The sequence below is a fragment of the Streptomyces rugosispiralis genome, assembly GCF_024505145.1.
Lineage (GTDB): Bacteria > Actinomycetota > Actinomycetes > Streptomycetales > Streptomycetaceae > Streptomyces > Streptomyces rugosispiralis.
Window position 1 is genome coordinate 1 of sequence record NZ_JANIAA010000048.1, and the last position, 22,587, is coordinate 22,587.

Genomic DNA, 22,587 nt, shown 5'->3' on the forward strand with positions numbered 1-22,587 from the left:
GGGCCGGGGCGGAAAGACAAGATCGGGCGGGGCGAGCAGCGGCGGGGGGGGCGCCGGGAGCCGCTCCCGCCGGTGCGGCGGGAGCAGCCGCCCGGTGAGGAGGTCGCCCATCAGCATGCCGAGGGAGCCGACGGCGAAGAGCAGCCCGGCGTGCCGGGGCGCATAGGGCACGAAGAGGGACTCACAGCCGACGATCAGCCCGTTGGGCACCCAGAGCGCGTAGTAGACGCGGCGGCGGGGCGCGGAGGACCACAGCCGCGCGTTGACGCGCCAGGTCTCGGCGACCGAGGGCCGTCCGCCGGCCCGCGCCGGACGCCCGCTCAGCCCGAACCGGGCGGTGGCCCCGGCCAGCACATACAGCGCGGCGGCGGTGAGCAGGGTGCCGCGCGCCGAGAGGGCGGTCACCAGGAGGCCACCGGCCGCGTATCCGCCGATCTGCATGGTGCCGCCCGACATGTTGAGCACCGAACGGCCCAGCAGATAGCCGTCCTTGGGCAGGATCTCGGTGAGCAGCCCGTAGCGGACGGCGCCGCCGAGAGAGGCCGCCGCGCCCAGCCCGAACACGATGGCGAGGACGGCCGCCACGGGCAGTCCGGGGATGGCCAACGCGGAGGTCCCCACCGCGAAGAGCGCCGACAGCCCGGACAGCGCGGCGCGCGGCGGCAGCCGGTCGGCCGCCGACAGCAGCGCCAGCGCGCCCGCCACCTGGGCGAGCGAGGGGCCGAACATGCTGAGCGCGGAGAGCAGTGGTGAGCCGGTCGCCGCGTAGACCAGGGTGCCGAGGGCGAGTCCGCTCGCCGTCGAGGCGGCCACCTGGGTGGCGGAGACCAGGAACAGCGGGGTGAACTCCGGGACCCGGAACACTTCTCGATACGTGCGCATGACCTTCAGACTCGGGAGTCGCCGCGCGGCGGCGTTAATGTTTCGCGCGGACGCGAAACAACGCGAAACAACGAAACAACGAGGCACGACACGCGACGACGCAAGGCGACGCGCGACGACACGCGACGACGCGCGACCACGGGGTGGCGGCGGGGGTGGCCAGGTGGGGCTGTGGCTGGTGGACGCGGATACGCTCGCGGGCGGCCGGTTCGTCCGCTCCGCCCTGGCCGAGACCACCGCCGCCCTGATCACCCTGGAGCGGGCGAGCGCCGCGCACCCGGGCGAGCGGGCCTGGCTCGACGCCCATCTGCCCGCCTACCGGGCGCGGTTGGCCGACGACCCGGTGACCGCGCTGCTCGTACGGGCCGCGCTCGGCCGGACCTGGCTCGCGGACTTCCTCACCCAGGCGCCGCCCGGCGAGGGCGAGCCGTCCTTCGAGGAGGAGCTGGCCCGGATCCGTACGACGGCCCCCGCCGCCGCCCGCCGCGACCTCACGGTCTCCCTGGGCCGCACCCCGCTCCCGCCCGCGCTGCGCCGCGACGATCTGCCGGGGCGGCTCGCGGAGCTGCTGGAGTGGGTGTGGACGGAAGCCGTACGGCCCACCTGGCCGCGCCGCCGCCGGATCATCGAGGCCGATGTGGTGGCGCGCACCGGCCAGGTGAGCCAGGGCGGCTGGGCGGCCGTCCTGGACGGTATGCGGCCGGGGATGCGCTGGCTGGGCGGCAGCCGACTCCAGATCAACGCCCACGACAACCCGCCCCGCGCGGTCCACGGCGCCCAGTTGCTCTTCGTCCCCGTCACGCCCGCCGCCGGATGGGTCTCCTGGGACGCGCCGCACCGCTACGCCGTGGTCTACCCGTGCGCCGGTGCCCTCGCCGGGTCCGATCCGCGACCGGCCGCCGGCCCCCTGGCCCGTCTGCTCGGCCCGGCCCGCGCGAGCGTTCTGCTCCTCCTCGACACCCCGAAGAGCACCACCCACCTGGTGGCCCTCACCGGCCAGACCCTGGGCTCGATCGGCCGCCATCTGCGCGTCCTGCGCGAGGCCCACCTGGTCCGCAGGCACCGGGTGGGGCGATCGGTTCTGTACAACCGGACGGCGGCGGGCGAGGTCCTGGTGAAGGCGCAGCGCGGCGCCGGGTAGTGCGGACGTCGCAACGAACATCCCGATAGCCATGTTGTCCAGCGAGATGATCGGTCATGATGGTTCTTGATCGGTCGTGATGGGTTGTCACGTTCGAACGTCATTCGACGCACAACCATTGACACCCCTGACGGGCCCTTACTACCGTCACGTCAAGATTTCGAACGAGTGACGAAATATCGAACACCGCGAAGGGTCGATTGCTGTGCGCATCACCGGTATCAGTACGCATGTCGTCGGCACCCCCTGGCGCAATCTCACCTATGTGCAGGTCCATACGGACGAGGGGATCACCGGCGTCGGCGAGACCCGCATGCTCGGGCGGACCGATGCGCTGCTCGGCTATCTGCGTGAGGCCGAGACCAATCACCTCGCCGGGTCGGACCCGTTCGCGGTGGAGGACCTGGTCCGGCGGATGAAGTACGGCGACTACGGCCGGGCGGGCGAGATCGTGATGTCCGGCATCGCCTGTGTGGAGATGGCCTGCTGGGACATCAAGGGCAAGGCGCTCGGGGTGCCCGTCTGGCAGTTGCTCGGCGGAAAGGTGACGGACCGGGTCAAGGCGTACGCCAACGGCTGGTACACGGTCGAGCGCACGCCCGAGGCGTTCCACAAGGCGGCCTCCACCGTGGTCGAGCGCGGCTACCGGGCGCTGAAGCTGGACCCGTTCGGCACCGGCCACTTCGAGCTGGACCACGCCGAGACCCTGCACTCGCTCTCCCTCGTGGAGGCCGTACGGGACGCGATCGGCCCGGAGACCGAGCTGCTGGTGGAGATGCACGGGCGGTTCAGCCCGGCGACGGCCGTAAGGATCGCGGGCGAGCTGGAGCGGTTCCACCCGTCGTGGCTGGAGGAGCCGGTGCCGCCGGAGAACCTCAAGGCGCTCGCGAAGGTCGCGGAGAAGACGCGGCTGCCGATCGCCACGGGCGAGCGCATCCACGACCGGATCGAGTTCCGCGAGCTCTTCGAGTCGCAGGCCGCCGACATCATCCAGCCCGACGTCGGCCACATAGGCGGCATCGGCGAGACGCGCAAGCTGGCCGCCACGGCCGAGACCCACTATGTGCTGATCGCCCCGCACAACGTGGGCGGCTCGGTGCTGACCGCCGCGTCGCTGCAGGTCGCCGGCTGCACCCCGAACTTCAAGATCCTTGAGCACTTCAACGACTTCGCCGACGCGGAGATCAAGAAGGTGGTCAAGGGCGCCCCGCAGGTCGTGGACGGCTACTTCCAGCTCTCCCACGAGCCCGGTCTCGGCGTGGAGCTTGACACCGAAGCGGCGGCCGAATTCCCCCAGCAGCAGGCCCACTTCGACCTGTGGGCCGAGGGCTGGGAGAAGCGCAATCCCTCCGGGGGGCGAGGGGAATGAGCGCCGTGGCACGTCGCGCCGCCGCCGCGATACGGCCGTCCGCGGCCGGGGCCGCCCGGCTTCGCCCCGTCGGCACGCGTCCCGTCTCCGGGCCGAGCGGCCGAGCCACGAACGGGCCGGAGGCGCGCAGTACCGAGGGGAGCCGATGCATATGAGCCGCACGGAAGACGTCCTGGTCCTCGAGGGGCCCGGCAGCCACCGGTTGGGGAGCCGGACGGTCGCCGCGCCCGGCCCTCGTGACGCGCGGGTGCGGGTGCACGCCTCCGGGATCTGCGGCAGCGACCGCGAGCTGTACCAGGGCAACCGGCCCGAGGGCTACGTCCGCTACCCCGTCACCCCCGGCCATGAGTGGTCCGGGACGGTCGAGGCGGTCGGCGCGGGCGTCCCGGAGGCGCTCGTCGGCCGTAAGGTCGTCGGCGAGGGGTTCCGCAACTGCCAGGTGTGCGACCGCTGTCACGCCGGGGACACCACGCTGTGCACGGCCGGGTACGAGGAGACCGGCTTCACCCAGCCCGGGGCGATGGCCGACACCCTGGCCCTGCCCGCCCGGCTGCTGCACCCGCTGTCCGACGACGCCGACCTGGGCGCGGCCGCCCTGCTGGAGCCCGCCGCGTGCATCGCCGCCGCCGCGCTCAAGGCCCGGACCCAGCCCGGTGAGCGGGTCGCGGTGGTCGGCACCGGCACGCTCGGCATGATCGCCGTGCAGTTCCTCGCCGCCGTCTCCCCGGAGCGGCTGCTGGTGGTGGGCACCCGCCCGGACCGGGAGCAACTGTCGCTGTCCTTCGGCGGCACCGAGTTCCGCACCCGGGACCAGCTGTCCGACCAGCTCTCGGGCTACGACGTGGTGATCGAGACCGCCGGGTCGGCCTCCGCCGCCCGCACCTCCGCCTCCCTGCTGCGCCGGGGCGGCCGGCTGGTGCTCACCGGCATCCCGGCGGCGGGCGCGGAGGGTCTTGACCCCACCGATCTGGTGGTCCGCCAGATCGAGGTGCAGACCGTCTTCGGGGCCGCGCCCGCCGCCTGGTCGCACGCCGTACGGGTCTTCGACGCGGGGCTGCTGAGCCTGCGGCCGCTGATCACCCATGAGCTGCCGCTGACCGACTTCGCCTCGGCGATCGAGCTGGTCGGCAGCGGGGATCCGGCCGTCGGCAAGGTGCTGCTGCGTCCGCGGGGCCCCGACAGCGCATGAGTGGGACCGCGCCGTGTCAAGCCTTCCGCCCCCGACTCCGGTCGTCCCACCAGCCTTTGGGAGCCGACTCCAGTCATCCCACCAGTCCTCCGGCCCGTCTCTAGTCATCACCCCAGCCCCACCCGGACAACGATGTCCTGGGCAGCACCAGCCGGACGCCGAACCACCGGCCATCACTCCACAGGGAGCACCGTGACCGCCGCCTCACCCGCCTCTTCCGGCCCCCGCCGCCCCGCCGACGCGGCCCTCGCGTCGCTCGGCCACGCCGCGCCCGCCCCCGACCCCGCCGACGCCTCCGCGCACACCTTCCCCGACGGCGGCACCTGGCGCACCGAGGTCCCCTCCGTCGAGGGCCCGGAGGCACTGGCCGCCGTGTTCAAGGAGGCCGGACGGCTGGATGTGCCGATCCACCGGATCAGCCAGGGCAGCGGCGTCTGGATGCTCACCGATGCCGAGATCACCGAGATGGTGGAGTGCTGCGCGGAGCGGAACGCCGAGCTGTGCCTGTTCACCGGGCCCCGCGGCACCTGGGACATCGGCGCCGCCACCCGCTCCGACTCCGGCGGCGGGGGCCTGCGCGCCCGTGGTCATGACGCGGTGGCCGGTTGTGTGGAGGACGCGCTGCGCGCGGTCTCGCTGGGCGTGAAGTGCCTGCTGGTGGCCGACGAGGGGGTGCTGTGGCTGCTGAACCGGCTGCGGGCGAGCGGCGAGCTGCCCGCGGACATCACCTTCAAGCTGTCCGCGCTGGTCGGCCCGGTCAACCCGGCCTCGTTCGCGGTGTACGAGCAGCTCGGGGCCGACTCCATCAACATCCCCTCGGACCTGACGCTGGAGCACCTCACCGAGATCCGCCGGGTCTCCCGCGCCCCGATGGACTTCTACGTCGAGGCCCCGGACGACCTCGGCGGCTATGTACGGCTCTATGACGCGGCGGAGCTGATCCGGCGCGGTGCCCCCATCTATCTGAAGTTCGGGCTCAGCAAATCCCCTGGGATCTACCCGTACGGCGCCCAGCTGCGGGACGTGGCGCTGAGCAGCGCCCGTGAGCGGGTGCGCCGCGGGCGGCTCGTGCTCGACCTGCTCACCCGGCTGGGCGCGGACGGCGGGATGTCCCCGCTCGGTTCCCGGCTGCCCGGTCCGCTGCGGCGTTTCACCGCCGGCACGGACCACCCCAGTTCCTGAAGCAACGACGCCCCAGGGAAGGACCCAAACACCATGCGCACGGTAAGAGGAGCACGAGCCGCGGCGATAGGCGCCGGCCTCCTCGCGCTCTCGCTGACCGCCACGGCCTGTGGCCAGGAGGCGGTCGGCGGCAGCCGGTACAAGAGCAAGGAAAAGGGAGGCACGATCGGCATCGCGATGCCGACGAAGTCCTCCGAGCGGTGGATCGCCGACGGCCGGAACATGGCCAAGCAGTTCCAGGCCGCGGGCTACAAGACGGACCTGCAGTACGGCGAGGACGACGTCCGCACCCAGGTGTCCCAGATCGAGAACATGATCACCAAGGGCCATCGGCTGCTGGTGATCGCGCCGATCAACGGCGGGGCCCTCTCCGATGTCCTGAAGCAGGCCCATGAGGCCAACATCCCGGTGATCTCCTACGACCGGCTGCTCCTGGGCACCAAGAACGTCGACTACTACGCGACGTTCGACAACGAGAAGGTCGGCCGGCTCCAGGGCCAGTACATCGCCGACAAGCTGGGGCTGTCCAAGGGCCGCAAGGGCCCGTTCTCCATCGAGCTGTTCGCCGGGTCCTCGGACGACAACAACACCAAGTACTTCTTCAACGGCGCCATGAAGGTGCTGAAGCCGTACATGGACAAGGGCGAGCTGGTCGTCCGCTCCAAGCAGACCAGCCTCAACCAGCTCTACACCGAGAAGTGGAGCGGCAGCGCCGCCCAGGACCGGATGGAGGACCTGCTCAACAAGGCGTACAGCAGCCGCGACGTGGACGCCGTGCTGTCGCCGTACGACGGCATGTCCATCGGCATCCTCTCGGCGCTCAAGGGCGTCGGCTACGGCACCAAGTCCAAGCCGTACCCGGTGGTGACCGGACAGGACGCCGAGCTGGCCTCCGTGAAGTCCATTTTGCGGGGCCAGCAGATGCAGACCATCTACAAGGACACCCGCAAGCTGGCGAAGGCCACCGTGGCGATGGCGAAGGCGGAGCTGACGGGCGGCAAGCCCCCGGTCAACGACACCAAGTCGTACGACAACGGCGAGAAGGTCGTGCCGACCTACCTGCTCAACCCGGTCAGCGTCGACAAGTCCAACACCCAGGTGCTGGTCGACCAGGGTTACTACACCGCGTCGCAGCTGAAGTAGGGCGGTACCGGGCTATGAGCACCATTCTCGAATTGCGCGCCATCACCAAGACGTTCCCCGGCGTCAAGGCGCTCTCCGACGTCAATCTCCGTATCCGCCAGGGCGAGATCCACGCCCTCTGCGGGGAGAACGGCGCGGGGAAGTCCACCCTGATGAAGGTGGTCAGCGGGGTCCATCCGCACGGCAGCTACGAGGGCGAGATCCTCTTCGACGGCGAGGCGTGCGCCTTCAAGGACATCCGCGCGAGCGAACAGCGCGGCATCGTCATCATCCACCAGGAACTGGCGCTGATCCCCTATCTGTCCATCGCCGAGAACATCTTCCTCGGCAATGAGCACTCCCGGCGCGGCCTGATCAGCTGGAACGAAACCCTCAGACACGCCACCGCGCTGCTCAAGCGGGTCGGTCTGACGGATTCGCCGCAGACCCGCGTCACCGATATCGGCGTGGGCAAACAGCAGCTCGTGGAAATCGCCAAGGCGCTCTCCAAGGAGGTGAAGCTGCTCATCCTGGACGAGCCGACCGCGGCGCTCAACGACGAGGACAGCGGAAAACTCCTCGATCTGCTGCTGGAATTCAAGGCGCAGGGCATTTCCTGCATCCTGATCTCCCACAAGCTCAATGAGATCCGCCGGGTCGCCGACTCCGTCACCATCCTGCGCGACGGCCAGACCATCGAGACCCTGACCGTCCGGGAGACCCCCGAGGCCGACGCCGAGATCTCCGAGGACCGCATCATCCGCGGCATGGTCGGCCGCGACCTCGACCACCGCTTCCCCGACCGCACCCCGTACGAGGGCGAGGACTCCTCCGAGGTGGCCCTGGCCGTCGAGGACTGGACCGTCCACCACCCCATCGACCAGCAGCGCAAGGTCGTGGACGGGGTGTCGCTGAACGTGCGGCGCGGGGAGATCGTCGGCATCGCCGGGCTGATGGGCGCCGGCCGCACCGAACTCGCCATGAGCGTCTTCGGGCGGGCGTACGGGCGCTATGCGGGCGGCCGGGTGTTCCGGGACGGCCAGGAGGTCCGTACCCGCACCGTGCCGGAGGCGATCGACCACGGCATCGCGTACGTCACCGAGGACCGCAAGCACTACGGGCTCAACCTCGAGGACACCATCAGCCGCAATGTCTCGCTCTCCTCGCTGACCAAGGTGGCGCGCCGCGGCGTGGTCAACGAGCACGAGGAGTCGCGGGTCGCCGAGCGGTTCCGCACCACCATGAACATCAAGGCGCCCACGGTCTTCGAGCAGGTCGGCCGGCTCAGCGGCGGCAACCAGCAGAAGGTCGTCCTCAGCAAGTGGATCTTCGCGGGTCCCGAAGTGCTCATCCTCGACGAGCCCACGCGTGGCATCGACGTCGGGGCCAAGTACGAGATCTACACGGTCATCAACGATCTGGCGGCCCAGGGCAAGGCCGTCATCTTCATCTCCTCCGAGCTGGGCGAGCTGCTGGGGATGTGCGACCGGATCTACACGATGGCGGCCGGGCGGCTGACCGGGGAGGTTCCCCGGGCCGAGGCGACGCAGGAAGTTCTGATGCGCCACATGACGAGGGACAGAGGAGACGAAGGATGAGCACGGCCACCCAGAAGACCGAGAGCCCGGCCCCACCGCCGGCCGAGGGCTCGCCCAGCGTCGGGACGCTGCTGCTGCAGGGCCTGCGGTCCAATATGCGGCAGTACGGAATGCTGGTCGCGCTCGCCCTGATCATCGTCATCTTCCAGATCTGGTCGGACGACATCCTGCTGCGGCCGCTGAACGTCACCAACCTGGTGCAGCAGAACGGCTATATCCTCATCCTCGCGATCGGCATGATGATCGTGATCATCGCGGGGCATATCGATCTGTCGGTCGGCTCGCTGGTCGCCTTCATCGGCGCGGCCGCCGGCGTCATGATGATCAAACACGATATGCCGTGGGGCCTCGCGGTCGTCCTGTGTCTGCTGCTCGGCGCGGTGGCCGGGGCCTGGCAGGGCTTCTGGATCGCCTACATAGGCATTCCGTCCTTCATCGTCACCCTGGCCGGAATGCTGGCCTTCCGCGGCGGCACCCAGATCCTGCTGGACGGTCAGTCCCTGTCGCCGTTCCCCGACGGCTTCGAGAAGATGAGCACCGGCTTCATCCCGGAGATGGGCCCGTACACCCAGTACCACAACCCCACGATGGTGATCGGTCTCGTCGTCTGCGCCGCCGCCGTCTGGCAGGAGTGGCGCGCCCGGCAGCAGCGGACCGCCTATGAGCTGGACGTGGTGCCGCTGGGGCTGTTCTTCGTCAAGTGTGCCGCGATCGTGGCCGCGGTGATGGCGTTCACCATGACGCTGTCCAGCTGGCACGGGGCGCCGTACGGGCTGCTGATCCTGGCCGTGCTCTTCGTGCTGTTCAGCTTTGTGATGCGCAACACCGTGGTCGGACGGCATGTGTACGCCCTCGGCGGCAACCAGCCGGCGGCCAAGCTGTCGGGCGTCCGGGACAAGCGCGTCACCTTCCTGGTCTTCGTCAACATGGGTGTGCTGGCCGCCCTCGCCGGTCTGGTCTTCGCCGCCCGGCTGGGCTCCGCCACCCCCAGTGCGGGCCTCAACTTCGAGCTCGAGGCCATCGCCGCCGCGTTCATCGGCGGCGCCTCGGCCAGCGGCGGTGTGGGCACGGTGCTCGGCGCGATCATCGGTGGTCTGGTGCTCGGCGTGCTCAACAACGGTATGTCGCTGGTCGGCATCGGTACCGACTACCAGCAGGTGATCAAGGGTCTGGTGCTGCTGGCCGCGGTCGGCTTCGATGTCTGGAACAAGCGCAAGGTCGGGTCGTAACCCATCAGCTGTCCCTCATGGATCTAGCCTTATGGAGCCGCATATGACCACGAGCAGACGCACGGTGATCACGGCGGCGGCGGCCGGACTGGCGGCCTCGGCCGCCACGACCGGCACCGCTCACGGAGCCGGCGGAGGGGACTCCGCGGGCAAGGGAGGCGCGGTGAAGGAGCACTTCGGCACGCTCGCGGACGGTACGCGGGTCGACCGCTGGACGATCGAGAACGGCCGCACCCGGCTGCGCGTGCTCAGCTACGGCGGCATCGTGCAGGCCCTGGAGATCCCCGACCGCCACGGCCGCCGCGCCAATGTGTCGCTCGGCTTCGACGACCTGGACTCCTATGTTGCGGACAGCCCGTACTTCGGCGCCCTGATCGGCCGCTACGGCAACCGCATCGCACGCGGCACCTTCACGCTGGACGGCAAGAAGTACCAACTGCCGATCAACGACGGGCCGAACAGCCTGCACGGCGGCGACAAGGGCTTCGACAAGCACGTCTGGTCCGTGGAGCCGTTCCGCAAGGGCGCGGACGTGGGGCTCACCCTGCGGCGGGTGAGCCCCGACGGGGAGATGGGCTACCCCGGCACGCTCACCGTGCGCGTGGACTACACGCTCACGGCGGCGGGCGACTTCCGCATCGACTACGAGGCCACGACCGACAAGGCGACGGTCGTGAACCTCACCAACCACACGTACTACAACCTGGCCGGGGAGGGCAGCGGCTCCGTCTACGACCACCGTCTCGAGATCGCCGCCAGCCGCTACACCCCGGTCGACAAGACCCTCATCCCCACCGGCGAACTCGCCCGGGTGGCCGGGACCCCGTTCGACTTCCGCCGTGCCAAGGAGATCGGCCGGGACATCCGGGAGGCGCACCAGCAGGTGCTCTACGGGCAGGGGATCGACCACAACTTCGTGCTGGACAAGGGCATCACCAGCCGTCCGGAGGACTTCCTGACGGTGACCGAGCCGGAGTCCGGCCGGGTGATGCGGATCGCCACGACCGAGCCGGGTGTGCAGTTCTACACCGGCAACTTCCTGACCGGCACGTTCGCGGGCACGTCGGGTCGGGTCTACCGGCAGGGCGACGCCTTCGCCCTGGAGACCCAGCACTTCCCGGACTCGCCGAACCAGCCGTCGTTCCCCTCGACGGTGCTCCGGCCGGGGCAGACCTACCGGTCGACGACGGTGCACTCGTTCTCGACCCGCTGAGCGGCTCCGCTCTCCTCCTCCCGCCCCGCATCCGCGCGGGGCGGGAGGTTCGTCGTTTTCCCCGCCGCCTTTCCGCCGCCTTCCGCCGCCCCTCCGAGAGGACTTCGTATGAGACCGATACACACCCTGGTCGCCGTGGCCGCCGTCGCCCTGGCCCTCGCCGCGCCGACGACGGCCGCGGCCGGCACCACGGCCGCCCCCACCGTCGAGGAGCAGCGGCTCGACCAGGCCGCGCCCCAGGAGATCCTGCGCCGCAGCGGGTTCGACGGCGTGGCACCGGACTTCGCCCGCGCGCTGGCGGGCGTACGGTCCCCCGCCGAGGCCGAGCGGGTGATCGCCCGCGAGGGCGGGCGGCTGTGGAAGCGCGCCGTGGACCGCGTACAGGGCCGGGGGCCCGCGGGCGGGGACCTCAGCCGGGACGACGACCGGCCGCTGTACTGGGCGCGGCTCGGGATGACCCGCGCGCTCGGCCAGTGGCGGCCGGGCTTCCCGCTCACCGACGCCCGCCGCGCCGCGCTCCTCGACACGCTGGAGCGCACCTCACGCGGGGAGGACTCGATCGACCTCCCGGCCGGTAGGGCCGGTCAGCGCGTCAAGCGCATCGTGGTCACCGGCTTCGACCCGTTCCAGCTGGACGCCGATGTCCGCCGCTCCAACCCCTCCGGCGCGGCGGCGCTCGCACTGGACGGGACGACGATCCGCACGGACAGCGGCCCGGCCCGCGTCGAGACGGCCGTCTTCCCGGTCCGCTGGGGAGACTTCGCGGACGGCACGGTCGAGCGGACGCTGCTGCCCGCCTTCCGGTCGGGACCGCGCCGGGTGGACGCGTTCCTGACCGTGAGCCAGGGCCGGGTGGGCCGGTTCGACGTCGAGCGCACCAACGGCGCCTGGCGGGGCGGCTATCCGGACAACGCGAAAGTCTCCCGTACCGAGACCGTGCCGGTCCCGGCCGGTGTGCCGACCCCGCACCCGCAGCCGCAGTGGACGACGACCACCCTCCCCTACGAGAAGATCGTCGCGGCGAACACCGGCCCGGTCCCGGTCTACGACCACACCGAGGTCACCGAGATCCCGGCGGGCGGCACCACCCCCGTGATCCGCCCGGACGGCCCGACCCCCGGCTCGACGGCCCGCGCGGGCGGTGGCGGCGACTACCTCTCCAACGAGATCGCCTACCGCGCCACCCTGCTGCGCGACGCGGTCGGGCTGAAGGCCCCGGGCGGCCATCTCCACACCCCGGTCCTGCGGTTCGGCCCGGACAACACCGACCCCGCCACGGGCCAGGTCACCGACCCGGACTTCGTCCACAACCGCGAGGCCATCACCGCCCAGGTGCGCTCAATCCTCACGGTGGTCGCAGACACGGCCCGTTGAGGCCCCGGTACCCCGATCGGCGAGCAACACGGCCAAGGGCCCGGCCGGAAGCAGAAAGCGGCCCTGCGCGACCGCGTCGATCACGTCGCCCATCGACCACCAGGAAAGCTTGAAGTCCTGCTCAGTAGGGGTGAGTTGCTGAGGCCCGACGGTCAGCCGCCGGGCCTCGAAAAGATGCACGCGCGCCGTGGAGCCGAGAGTCATCGCATACGACCCCAGCGAACGCCACGTCTCCGCCATGACCCCCGCCTCCTCCCGCAACTCCCGCCGCGCACACTCTTCCGCCGTTTCCCCCGCCTCCCTGCGCCCGCCCGGCAGGAACAGGTACTCACCGCCATGGCGGGGGAAATCCGCGCTCAACACGGCCACCAGCCCATCGGCGTCGCGGGCTACTACGACAGAGGCGTCACGGACCGACCCATGGCCCTGGATATCGTCGCTCATGGCCGGCGAGCGTAGCGGCCGTCACCGCACCATCGCCGCGTACGGCACATTCATCACGACGGGATGAGCGATTCCCCGGCCCTGAAATCCGTCATCGCCGAAGGCGTCCCCGTGATCGGCACACATGATGATCAACCAGCGTTGCTTCGCCGTGAGCATGGTGATCAGACGTCCCAGGTGTTCGTCCGCGTACGCGAGTGCGGCACGCTGCGAGGCGCAGGTATCGCGGCTCTCGCCGATGTAGTGACCGTGGGGGACGTGAGTGGCCGAGACATTGACGAAGAGAAATAGCGGACGATGCTCGTATCTCTCGGCGACCTCCAGGGCACCGTCGACCTGGTGCCGGGTCGAATCCATCTCCGGTGAGCAGAACTCGGGACGCCAGTGATCCTCGTCAAACAGGTCGGGCAGGACGGAACCAAGCGGTGTCTCGCGCGAAAAGTACGTGACGCCGCCCACGCAGACGCTTCGATAGCCATGTCCGGCAAGGCCACGAAGGAGGTTGGGTGCTTCAAAGACGAACGTCTCCTCGGCGACGGCTTTGAAGGCGGGTGGACGGCATTCCCACAGGCGAGGCGGTTGCTCGGGCTGTGGCAGCTTGGGCAGGAACCCGGAGAAGAACGCCATGTGTGCCGGGAGCGTGAAGCTGCCAGGGGTGTGCCGACGCTCCCAGCCCCCTTCCGGTAGCAGGCTCTCCATATATGGGGTGAGGCCGTCGTCATACGCAGTGCGGGCCACGTCGTACCGCAGTGAGTCGAGAGTGACGAACAGAATGCTGGTGCCGGCACGGATGATCTCTGCCGCGCTGATCACTCCGCTGCCCCTCCTCCGGCTGCTGACGACCGATACCGTTCCACTCGCCCCCTGGCCTGTTCGTTGACGGGAATCGGAACCCGATCCTCAGCGATCATGTCGCGAATGGCAGCCACCCCGGATTCTTCGCCAAGCGGATGCCCTCCGCCGTCGTACAGCGAGATCCTGACCGTCTCGACGCCGTCTCCAGTGGTGGTGATCAGGGCGCCGGGCACCGCGCCGAATTCCTGCCTGGCCCGCATCAGCCCGGACTCGTCGGTGACGAGGAGGTCCACAACAGCGCAGCCGAAGTGTCGGGCATTGACAGCACCCCGGCAAAAGCGCTCGTGGAACCTGGAGCTGGTCGGATGACCGTCGTGAGCGACCACGATCCGGTCAGCTCGGGTGACGACGACGAGGCCGGCACCCATCCACCAGGCAACCCCTTCGTGGATCTCGTCTGGGAACCGGCCGATCGCACCACCGTCACGGATGACGGCTGCGACGTCGATGGGATTGAGCACCCTACGCCTCCAGCTGAGCGATGATCTGGTCGGCCAGGTCGTCGGGCGTCCTGCCATCTGTGTCGACCAGTGCGGCTGTGGGATCGGAGTCGGCGAGCTGCTCGAAGTTGATCAGCAGGCGAGCCAGACGACCCGGAACGGCAAAGAGTTCTGTGTCGTCCTGCTTCACGTCGTCCTTGCTCGCCATCCGCTCCCGAAGAGCCGTCTCCGAGCAGCGCAGGTAGAAGGTGCGCATCGGAGTTTCCAGATAGGAGCGGAAAGGTTCGAGGAGAGTGGCGACCGTCTCAATCTCGACACCGTGCACGGCGGCGTGACACGCGATCACCGACGAGACATAGCGATCGGCGACCACCGGCCCGATCGCCCCGCAATGGCGGATCGAATCGGAAGCGTGCAGGAGGCCGGAGAGGTAGAACGCGAACTGCGGCAGAGAGCGCAGTCGGGAATTCACCGCAGCAGACCAGCCGGAATGCGGGCGGGGCAGAGTGTGCAGCACCGTCCCGCCGAGTCGCCTGGTCAGCGCTTGGGCGAGCGTCGACTTGCCGATCCCGGAGACACCTTCGAGGACGACGAGCGGGCCTCGAGGTCCACCCGAGCCGAGGGGTTGATAGGCGAATGGCAGGCTCACAGTGTGCCCTCCGTGAACGAAGCGATGTGCCGGGCCACGACCTCGGCGAGCCGCGCGGGATCGGCCAGGCTCTCCATTACGTCCAGACGCAGGTCGTCCCGAAGCAGGCAGGGCTGGAGGCCGCCGTCATGGTCAACCCGTAAGGCCCAGAGGCCCTCGACGCACTTGGAGCGCAGTGGACAGGTTCCACATTGGCCGACGTGGTGGCGGCCCAGGTTCCGATGGATGACGTCGATCTCGACACCATCGATACGAAAGACACGGCGGCCCTGCCCTACACCGGCCACCTCGGTGTGCTCGTCGGCGGTGAGTGTGCGCAGATGCGCGATGATCGCGTCAGCGGGCACCGCCGAGGAGGCTCGGCTCTCATTGAAGTCAGTGCCGACGAGTTCGATGAACTGCACCGGCATCCGCCGCTCCAGCGCGAAGTCCAGGATCTGTCGGACCTCATGAGCGTTCTCCCTCTGCAGGAGCGTATTCAGCTCGACCCGCTCAAAGATCTCCCGTGCTGTTTCGATCCCGTCGAGGACCGCTTTGATCCCCACACGCGTCCCCGCAATGGCGTGCAGTGACTCGTCGGAGAAGTAATGCAAGGACACCTTCACCTTGTCCAGCTGGGTCTTGGCGAGCCATGACCGATGTGTGCGGACACGAGTGCCGTTGGTGATCAGCGTGTACGAGACATCGGGGCCGGGCTCGGGAAGCCGCGCCAATACGGGGCGGGCCAGGTGCGAGGTCAACGGCTCGCCGCCGGTGAAGTAGACCCGTTTCATCCCCGCCCGCATCAAAGCGGTGATCAGGGTCAGGTACCCATCCGCGTCAAGACGGCGGGGCCGCGGTTGCCGCGAGCGATCCACACGGGTCAGCGGGGGCGGGACGTCACCCTCGTTGTGGCAGAACCAGCAGGCGATGTTGCAGCGAGGGCCGAACGAGACCCTCAACTGACCGCGAAGAGCGGCGAAGTTCTGTAAGGCGGTCCAGTCGACGTCGGACGCGGCGAGCGGGGCAGGCGTGTGGGGCACGACAACCTCCATAAAGGTGGGCGGACTCAATGGGGGCGCAGAGGAGGATGGACAACCGCTCCTTGCGGATGATGAGGGTCCGGTGCGCCCTCGACGATCGGCAGGAAGACCGCAGGGCGTGCATGCCAGATGAAGGTGTACGGCCCAGCGGTCATACGAAGCGTGAAAGCCTCGCCCCGCTCCAAGGCCTCTGCGGGCCCACGCCACGCATCGGACAGCAGGTCCCAGAAGTAGCCGACGGCCGGTACTCCCATAGCGACCGCGACGACGCGCCCTTGAACGCGCGCCCAGTGGATCGCCGCGTCCGGCGATGGCGATGCGTTCGAGGCGAGCCGTGTGCCGTCACCCGAGCGCCACTCGCACCAGAACCCCGGCGACATTGCGATGGGGTCTGGCGCGGCGATCGTGCACCAGGTGAGGGTGCCATCCAGGCTGGTACCCCAATTCTTGGCAAGGGCGTCGATGATAAGCATCCCGCGGCCGCTTTCCTCTCCCAGGTTCGGGCGTTTGACCATGGGGTGGCCGGGACTGCCGTCACTCACCTCAATGCGGAGTTCGTTCCTCCAGCGGGAAACGGAGAAGCCGATCTCATCCGCCTCTCCATACCGAACTGCGTTGGTGACAAGCTCGCTGATGAGTAGCTTCGCCGTCTCAACACAGTCGTGCAGCCCCCACGATCTGAGATGCGCAGCTCCAAGGCGACGTAACCGCGCCACCTGCTGAGGTGTGCGCGAGCAGGACACGACGAAGCGTTCGGGCTGGTCCATGGCCCTCTCCAGGCATTTTGCTTGCGGTCTTGTTACGCGCCAAGGTGACTACGGTCAGTCGCCATTCGTGCACGTTACGAGGTACTGGACCGAGCGTCGCAACCACTTCCGGTGCAGATCCACCATCAGACCGCCGTCAGTCTGGGGTAGCCGCATGAACGCATTTGAGCAGACTCCGGTCAGAGTTGGGTCAGAGTCGCTGACTTACCGGTGAGCACGCGACGTCGCGGGAACAACGGCCGTACCGTCGCTACACGGGCTTGGGAACCACGGCACAAGGGGGCTCCGATGACAACGCTCCTCCGGGTCCTGTTGGACGAACAGGGCTGGAAGGACTACGCGGCCTTCGCACATCAGTATCGGCTGGCTGCTCGAAGTCTGGCCCACGAGACAGGAGAGTCGTCCCTGGCCACGCTCACCCTCTCAGAAAGCACCTTCGAACGCTGGTACTTCGGAAAGGTGACGCCGCAAAACGACGCGCGACGTGTACTCAGTCATCTTTTCAAACGGCCAATCACCCAACTCCTCGCCGAAGTAGCGCCCGCGGTCGAACCCGTACCTCCCGAGCGCGGGCGCATCGCCGCCAGCCCGCAGCACGTCGAATGCCGCGTCGGTCCCGACGCGGACCTTCCCTGGATGGAAAGGCACGCAGCTATGGCCGCAAGGCGCGCAATCCGATTTGCCATCGGTGCGGAGCGAAACGAAGTAGGACAGGAAACGCTGGCGCATCTCCAGGACGAGGTTCACCGCATCGCTGAGATCTACGTTCGTGTCCCCCTTGGAATGATCCTGGATGATCTCACCCACATGCAGGACGAGACATTCCGTCTGCTGGAGAGCGGCCACGCCAGGCCCTCGCAGATCCGTGACCTGTACCTTCTCGCTTCACTCCAGTCGGGAATGCTGGCCAAGGCGGCACACGACCTCGGTGATCCCCAGTCGGCCATGATGCAGGCCCGAACCGCCGCCGTCTGCGCCGACCAGGCCGAGCACCAAGGAATGGCCGCATGGGTCCGAGGGCTCCAGTCGTTGATCTCCTATTGGGCTGATCGCCCCGAGGACGCCCTGCACTATGCCCGAAAGGGAACCTCCACAGGAGGCAACCTACGCGGCAGCGTCAACGTGTGGCTGGCGGGCTTGGAAGCGCGAGCAGCGGCCTTGCTGGGCGATGCGGAATCCGTCCACGCGGCGAACCGCCGCGCAGAGGACCTGCGGGAACGCACCCTGCCGGACGACTTGGACGCGCTTGGCGGGAACTTCTTTTTTCCACAGGTCAAGCAGGCTTACTACGAAGTCGAAGCGTGCGTGCTGCTCGGTGACGGCAACGCACATCTCGTTGCCCGTGCCGAGGAAGCCGTGCACGGCTTCAGCGACCCCAATGACCCGTACTGGGCATTCGGCGACCTGGCCGGAGCGCAGTCGGACCTGGCTCTCGCTCGCCTCTCCACGGACGACCTGGACGGAGCCGTCGAAGCGGTCCAGCCAGTACTCGACCTCCCGCCCAACCAGCGCAACGCCGGCATCATCGGCTCCGTTCAGCGCGTGCGCTCATCGCTCATGCGCGGAATGGTCCGGGACGCCGCTGCGGCGCGAGAGTTGCGTGCGGAGATCGCGGTCTTCAGTAGCCGTCCCGCGCTCGCCCTGCCCAGCTGAACGGCCAGAGGTAGAGTCCCGCCATGTATCCGGTCCTTCGCGACGACGCTCGCCTCTCGCTGCGCGAACTCACCATCGATGACGTGGATGCCGTTCTCGCGATTTACGGCAGCCCGGACGCCACCGAGCACCTGAGCTTCACACCCCGCTCGCGTGCCGAAGTCGGAGGCATCGTCGCGCGTTCCATTGCCTCGGCGTCGGCGACCCCACGCGACGAGTACGCGCTCGCGGTGGCCGCGCGCAGCGGCAGCGAGCTGGTGGGCTTTGCCCGCCTTGCGCTGGACCCCCATCAACAAAGCGCCGCAACCATCGGATTCGCCCTGCGTCCGGACACCTGGGGAGTGGGGTACGGACGGGAGACAGTCGGCCTTCTCCTCGGCCTCGCCTTCGTCGATCTCGGCCTTCACCGGGTCTGGGCGGCTCGGGCTCCTCTCAATGTCGCCTCGGAGAAGACACTGCTCGCGGCGGGCCTGACGGAAGAGGGACGCATTCGCGGCCATGTCCACGTGCGCGGCGCATGGCGCGACTCCATCGTCTATGGGGTTCTTCGCGAGGAGTGGGGCGAGCAGGACGGCAAGCGCACGTGAGCGCCGTCCGGCACGCCGCGTGATGAGGAGGACGGCAGGGGCCGCCGACTGGGCTGGTCCCGCTCGCTCAGCCGAAGAAGCCCACGATGCGGGCGATCCGGTTGTCCGGGGTGAACTCGACGAAGTCGAGTTCGGGCAGCTCCCGGCCGTGGTTCACGCCTGCGGCGATGATGGGATCAGGTGCGCTCATCAGCCAGCTGAACCTGCCGACGCCGTGGTGGGTGTCCAGGCCGCCGGTGGGGCGCAGGGTGTGACCGGGATATCGCTCCGCCGTGCTGAGGACGAGCTGGACCATGCCTTCGATGCCGACGGTGGTGTCGGTCATCGTGTTGGTGTAAGTGCCGCCCGCCGCGCCGCGCTCCTCGACACGCTGGAGCGCACCTCACGCGGGGAGGACTCGATCGACCTCCCGGCCGGTAGGGCCGGTCAGCGCGTCAAGCGCATCGTGGTCACCGGCTTCGACCCGTTCCAGCTGGACGCCGATGTCCGCCGCTCCAACCCCTCCGGCGCGGCGGCGCTCGCACTGGACGGGACGACGATCCGCACGGACAGCGGCCCGGCCCGCGTCGAGACGGCCGTCTTCCCGGTCCGCTGGGGAGACTTCGCGGACGGCACGGTCGAGCGGACGCTGCTGCCCGCCTTCCGGTCGGGACCGCGCCGGGTGGACGCGTTCCTGACCGTGAGCCAGGGCCGGGTGGGCCGGTTCGACGTCGAGCGCACCAACGGCGCCTGGCGGGGCGGCTATCCGGACAACGCGAAAGTCTCCCGTACCGAGACCGTGCCGGTCCCGGCCGGTGTGCCGACCCCGCACCCGCAGCCGCAGTGGACGACGACCACCCTCCCCTACGAGAAGATCGTCGCGGCGAACACCGGCCCGGTCCCGGTCTACGACCACACCGAGGTCACCGAGATCCCGGCGGGCGGCACCACCCCCGTGATCCGCCCGGACGGCCCGACCCCCGGCTCGACGGCCCGCGCGGGCGGTGGCGGCGACTACCTCTCCAACGAGATCGCCTACCGCGCCACCCTGCTGCGCGACGCGGTCGGGCTGAAGGCCCCGGGCGGCCATCTCCACACCCCGGTCCTGCGGTTCGGCCCGGACAACACCGACCCCGCCACGGGCCAGGTCACCGACCCGGACTTCGTCCACAACCGCGAGGCCATCACCGCCCAGGTGCGCTCAATCCTCACGGTGGTCGCAGACACGGCCCGTTGAGGCCCCGGTACCCCGATCGGCGAGCAACACGGCCAAGGGCCCGCCAGTTCGGGGCAGTGGCGGCGCAGGACGCGGGCCGACACCCTTTCGCATTCAACTACCTTACGAACGCCCGCACTTGACTCGCCTTCACGAATCTTTCACATAATCGCCTCTCGCTTGCCGTGCCCATGGCAGTACTGTGCCGATGCGCTCAATTGGATCGATCCAATGAGTGATTCCATTGGACAGCTTCCGCTAACTCCCTTTAGAGGAGGGCAAGTTGACCCACCCCCCACCATTCTCCGTTCCGCGCAGACGCGGCACCCACTTGGCTCAGGCTGTGGCCACCGTGGCTCTGGCCTCGGCACTGACCGTTCCGGCCCACGCCGCGTCGGCCCAGCCTCTCGGGCCGCCCGCCAGCACCAATGCGGTTCCGGCTGCGGCGGATGTGCCGGACGGTGCCAGGAAGGTAGACATCACCGGTGACTCCTACTCCGCGGGTGAAGGGGCCCGCCACTACTTCGATGCCAATGATCCCCGGCACCGGTCGCCCTACGCGGCCGGAGCGCAGGCGATGCAGCGGGTCCAGGACGCCAATCCGAATGTGACGCTGGACGGTGCCACGGGCGCGTCCTCGGGCGCCGTCACCAAGGACTTCTTCACGTCTCAAGAGCCCGAGTCGCCCGGGGACCCGAAGGTCAACACTCCGCAGAAGAACCTGATCCGGCCCGACGCGGATGCCGTGATCGTCGGTTTCGGGGGCAACGACGCCCTGTTCGCCAAGGTCCTGACCGATGCCATCACCTCGGGCACCGGCAAGGCGTTCGAGCAGACGCTCAAAGACCTCACCCCCATGCTCAACTCACAGCTGAGCCCCAAGGAGTACGAGGACCAGGCGGCGAACTCGGCACCGGGCCAAGCGCCCACGGTGACCGCGCGGCTGCTGCAGGTCTACAAGGCGTTGCAGCAGCGGGCTCCGCACGCCAAGCTGGTGGTGCCGAACTATCCGCTGGCCATCGACCCGAAGGTCAAGGCGCCCTACTACAGCGGCTTCAGCAAGCACGAACTGGAACGCATCCAGGAGTTCGGGAAGCAGCTCAACGCCGCGATCGCCAAGGCGGTAGCGGTGTGCGGTTGCGCCGAACTGGCCGACGTCTCCCACGCGATGGACGGCCACGAGGTCTACACCGATGATCCCGGGCTCACCGATCTGGGTGTGATCTTCTCCGGTAGCCCCGACCACTGGAGCAAGCACGAGCCGTTCCACCCGAACTCCAAGGGTGCGGCGCGGATGGCCGACATCATCGCCAAGGCGCTGGCCAAGGCGCTCGGGGTGAAGTCGCCGTCGGCACTCGGCGACAAGTTGACGCCGTTCGGCAAGCTGCGCGAGTTGGTGCCGGACGTCAATGGCGACGGTATCGACGACCGCGCCGTCCGGACTCACAAGAAGCCCAAGAAGTTCCAGTCCAGTCCGCTTGGCAGGGTGCCCCTCGGGGCGAGCCAGGCTCCGGCACCCGGCACGGCTGCGGGCCAGGACACGGACACCGGCACGACCCCGGGCAAGGCCAAGGGCTCCGGCTCGACCCCGAGCAAGGGCACGGGGTCGGGCACGGGGTCGGGCTCTGGTTCGGCTCCGGGCAAGGGCAAGGGGGCGGGTTCGGGCTCTGGTTCGGCCCCAGGCAAGGGCACGAGCACGGGCTCCGGCACGGCTCCGGGCAAGGGCACGGGTTCGGGCTCCGGTTCAGCTCCGGGCAAGGCCACGAGCACGGGCTCCGGCACGGCCCCGGGCAAGGCCACGGGTTCGGGCTCCGGTTCAGCTCCGGGCAAGGGCACGAGCACGGGCTCCGGCACGGCTCCGGGCAAGGGCACGGGTTCGGGCTCCGGCACGGCTCCGGGCAAGGGCACAGGCTCGGGCTCCGGCTCGACCCCCGCCCCGGCTCCGGCTCCAGCCCCGGGCGACGGCTCGGGCTCCGGCTCGGCCCCCGCCCCGGCCCCGGCTCCGGCCCCCGGCTCCGGTTCGGCTCCGGGCAGGGGTGCGGCCACCGGCACGGCTCCCGCTCCGGCCCCCGGCTCCGCTTCCGGCTCGCTTCCGAGCAGGGGCGCGGCGGTCGGCGCGGCTGACGGCGGTTCGTCGGCCGCCTCGCAGCCCGCGAGCACGCCGGGCCCGATCCCCGGCCTCGACCCGACCGCGGGGCTGGCTCCGGCCGGCGGCGCCATCAACCCGGCGCCGACTCCGCAACCGGCTCCCGCCGCCTGGAGCACCATCCCCGGCAACATGCCCGGAACCGGCTCCCCCAGCGGCCTCGGGAGCAGCATCATCGCGAGCTCCGGCGCCTGGAGCAACATCCCCGGCAACATGCCCAACGTGGGGACCAGCTCTCCCGGCAGCAGCGGCATCGGCGGCGGCTACGGCACCGTCAACCCCGGTGCGTACGGCGGTGGCTTCGGCTCCGGCAATACCGGTGGCTCGGCCGTCAGCAGTGGCGGTTCCGGCATCGGAGTCAGCCCCGGCGGAAGCAGCCCCGGCAGCTCCGGCACCTCCGGCAGCCCCGGCCCCGCCGGCGGTGGCGGCGTGGGCGGCTGCGGCGCCTGCTCCTAGGCCGTAGCCTCTCCGGGTTCCGGCCTTCGGCCCGGCCACCTCCGCGGTGGCCGGGCCGAGTATCTGCCGGCGTT

The 22,587-nt window shown here is 69.4% G+C and carries 20 protein-coding genes and 1 pseudogene; 13 read left to right on the plus strand and 8 right to left on the minus strand.

The window, feature by feature from the left end; translation table 11 throughout:
- Nucleotides 1-882: MFS transporter (locus tag NP777_RS40800; protein WP_256655238.1), on the minus strand; the 882-nt coding region annotated here is incomplete at its 3' end.
- A gap of 163 nt (nucleotides 883-1,045) precedes the next feature.
- Between NP777_RS40800 and NP777_RS40805 the strand changes: the two genes are divergently transcribed.
- From NP777_RS40805 to NP777_RS40845, 9 genes are all read left to right on the plus strand, one after another.
- Nucleotides 1,046-2,023 (plus strand): ArsR/SmtB family transcription factor, encoded by a 978-nt coding sequence (locus tag NP777_RS40805; RefSeq protein WP_256655239.1) that lies wholly within the window; start codon nucleotides 1,046-1,048, stop codon nucleotides 2,021-2,023.
- A 205-nt stretch (nucleotides 2,024-2,228) separates the two neighbouring features.
- A complete protein-coding gene (locus NP777_RS40810) occupies nucleotides 2,229-3,392 on the plus strand; it encodes a mandelate racemase/muconate lactonizing enzyme family protein (protein ID WP_256655240.1) in 1,164 nt (387 codons plus the stop codon).
- Between the two features lie 151 nt (nucleotides 3,393-3,543).
- Nucleotides 3,544-4,581 (plus strand): zinc-dependent alcohol dehydrogenase, encoded by a 1,038-nt coding sequence (locus NP777_RS40815; RefSeq protein WP_256655241.1) that lies wholly within the window; start codon nucleotides 3,544-3,546, stop codon nucleotides 4,579-4,581.
- A gap of 192 nt (nucleotides 4,582-4,773) precedes the next feature.
- Nucleotides 4,774-5,763, plus strand: a complete 990-nt coding sequence (locus NP777_RS40820) for a hypothetical protein (RefSeq protein ID WP_256655242.1) — start codon at nucleotides 4,774-4,776, stop codon at nucleotides 5,761-5,763.
- Nucleotides 5,764-5,796: 33 nt separating this feature from the next.
- Entirely contained in the window at nucleotides 5,797-6,906 is a 1,110-nt protein-coding gene (gene chvE / locus NP777_RS40825; protein ID WP_256655243.1) for a multiple monosaccharide ABC transporter substrate-binding protein, read from the plus strand.
- 14 nt (nucleotides 6,907-6,920) lie between these two features.
- Complete coding sequence (gene mmsA, locus NP777_RS40830; RefSeq protein WP_256655244.1) at nucleotides 6,921-8,483, plus strand: multiple monosaccharide ABC transporter ATP-binding protein; 1,563 nt, start codon at nucleotides 6,921-6,923, stop codon at nucleotides 8,481-8,483.
- A complete protein-coding gene (mmsB, locus tag NP777_RS40835; RefSeq protein WP_137977806.1) occupies nucleotides 8,480-9,712 on the plus strand; it encodes a multiple monosaccharide ABC transporter permease in 1,233 nt (410 codons plus the stop codon). Before mmsA ends, mmsB begins: the two co-directional genes overlap by 4 nt.
- A 43-nt stretch (nucleotides 9,713-9,755) precedes the next feature.
- Entirely contained in the window at nucleotides 9,756-10,925 is a 1,170-nt protein-coding gene (locus tag NP777_RS40840; protein ID WP_256655245.1) for an aldose epimerase family protein, read from the plus strand.
- Nucleotides 10,926-11,033: 108 nt separating this feature from the next.
- Nucleotides 11,034-12,299, plus strand: a complete 1,266-nt coding sequence (locus NP777_RS40845) for a pyroglutamyl-peptidase I (protein WP_256655246.1) — start codon at nucleotides 11,034-11,036, stop codon at nucleotides 12,297-12,299.
- Here NP777_RS40845 and NP777_RS40850 read toward each other — a convergent pair.
- Genes NP777_RS40850 through NP777_RS40875 form a run of 6 tightly spaced genes read right to left on the minus strand, consistent with a single transcriptional unit; the run spans nucleotide 12,264 to nucleotide 16,476 of the window.
- Nucleotides 12,264-12,743, minus strand: a complete 480-nt coding sequence (locus NP777_RS40850) for an NUDIX hydrolase (protein WP_256655247.1) — start codon at nucleotides 12,741-12,743, stop codon at nucleotides 12,264-12,266. The two genes, NP777_RS40845 and NP777_RS40850, sit on opposite strands and share 36 nt — an antisense overlap.
- A gap of 21 nt (nucleotides 12,744-12,764) precedes the next feature.
- Nucleotides 12,765-13,556, minus strand: coding sequence for an STM4013/SEN3800 family hydrolase (locus NP777_RS40855; protein ID WP_256655248.1), 792 nt, complete (start codon nucleotides 13,554-13,556; stop codon nucleotides 12,765-12,767).
- Entirely contained in the window at nucleotides 13,553-14,059 is a 507-nt protein-coding gene (locus tag NP777_RS40860; protein ID WP_256655249.1) for a hypothetical protein, read from the minus strand. Before NP777_RS40860 ends, NP777_RS40855 begins: the two co-directional genes overlap by 4 nt.
- Nucleotide 14,060: 1 nt before the next feature.
- A complete protein-coding gene (locus NP777_RS40865) occupies nucleotides 14,061-14,687 on the minus strand; it encodes a dTMP kinase (RefSeq protein ID WP_256655250.1) in 627 nt (208 codons plus the stop codon).
- Entirely contained in the window at nucleotides 14,684-15,709 is a 1,026-nt protein-coding gene (locus tag NP777_RS40870; protein ID WP_256655251.1) for a radical SAM protein, read from the minus strand. The genes NP777_RS40865 and NP777_RS40870 overlap by 4 nt, the downstream gene beginning before the upstream one ends.
- A 26-nt stretch (nucleotides 15,710-15,735) precedes the next feature.
- Nucleotides 15,736-16,476 (minus strand): ATP-binding protein, encoded by a 741-nt coding sequence (locus tag NP777_RS40875; RefSeq protein WP_256655252.1) that lies wholly within the window; start codon nucleotides 16,474-16,476, stop codon nucleotides 15,736-15,738.
- A 288-nt stretch (nucleotides 16,477-16,764) separates the two neighbouring features.
- Between NP777_RS40875 and NP777_RS40880 the strand changes: the two genes are divergently transcribed.
- Together NP777_RS40880 and NP777_RS40885 are read left to right on the plus strand one after the other, a co-directional pair.
- Nucleotides 16,765-18,129 carry a hypothetical protein gene (locus NP777_RS40880; RefSeq protein WP_256655253.1) on the plus strand — a complete coding sequence of 455 codons (1,365 nt, stop codon included), beginning with the start codon at nucleotides 16,765-16,767 and terminating at the stop codon, nucleotides 18,127-18,129.
- A gap of 23 nt (nucleotides 18,130-18,152) precedes the next feature.
- Nucleotides 18,153-18,716, plus strand: a complete 564-nt coding sequence (locus tag NP777_RS40885) for a GNAT family N-acetyltransferase (protein ID WP_256655254.1) — start codon at nucleotides 18,153-18,155, stop codon at nucleotides 18,714-18,716.
- Between the two features lie 67 nt (nucleotides 18,717-18,783).
- Here NP777_RS40885 and NP777_RS40890 read toward each other — a convergent pair whose 3' ends face one another.
- Nucleotides 18,784-19,041, minus strand: a complete 258-nt coding sequence (locus tag NP777_RS40890; RefSeq protein WP_256655297.1) for a hypothetical protein — start codon at nucleotides 19,039-19,041, stop codon at nucleotides 18,784-18,786.
- A gap of 9 nt (nucleotides 19,042-19,050) precedes the next feature.
- Here NP777_RS40890 and NP777_RS40895 point away from each other — a divergent pair.
- Nucleotides 19,051-19,932, plus strand: a pseudogene (locus NP777_RS40895) (pyroglutamyl peptidase); the annotation flags it as partial.
- Nucleotides 19,933-20,254: 322 nt separating this feature from the next.
- Nucleotides 20,255-22,513 carry a GDSL-type esterase/lipase family protein gene (locus NP777_RS40900; protein WP_256655255.1) on the plus strand — a complete coding sequence of 753 codons (2,259 nt, stop codon included), beginning with the start codon at nucleotides 20,255-20,257 and terminating at the stop codon, nucleotides 22,511-22,513.
- Nucleotides 22,514-22,587: the final 74 nt, after the last annotated feature.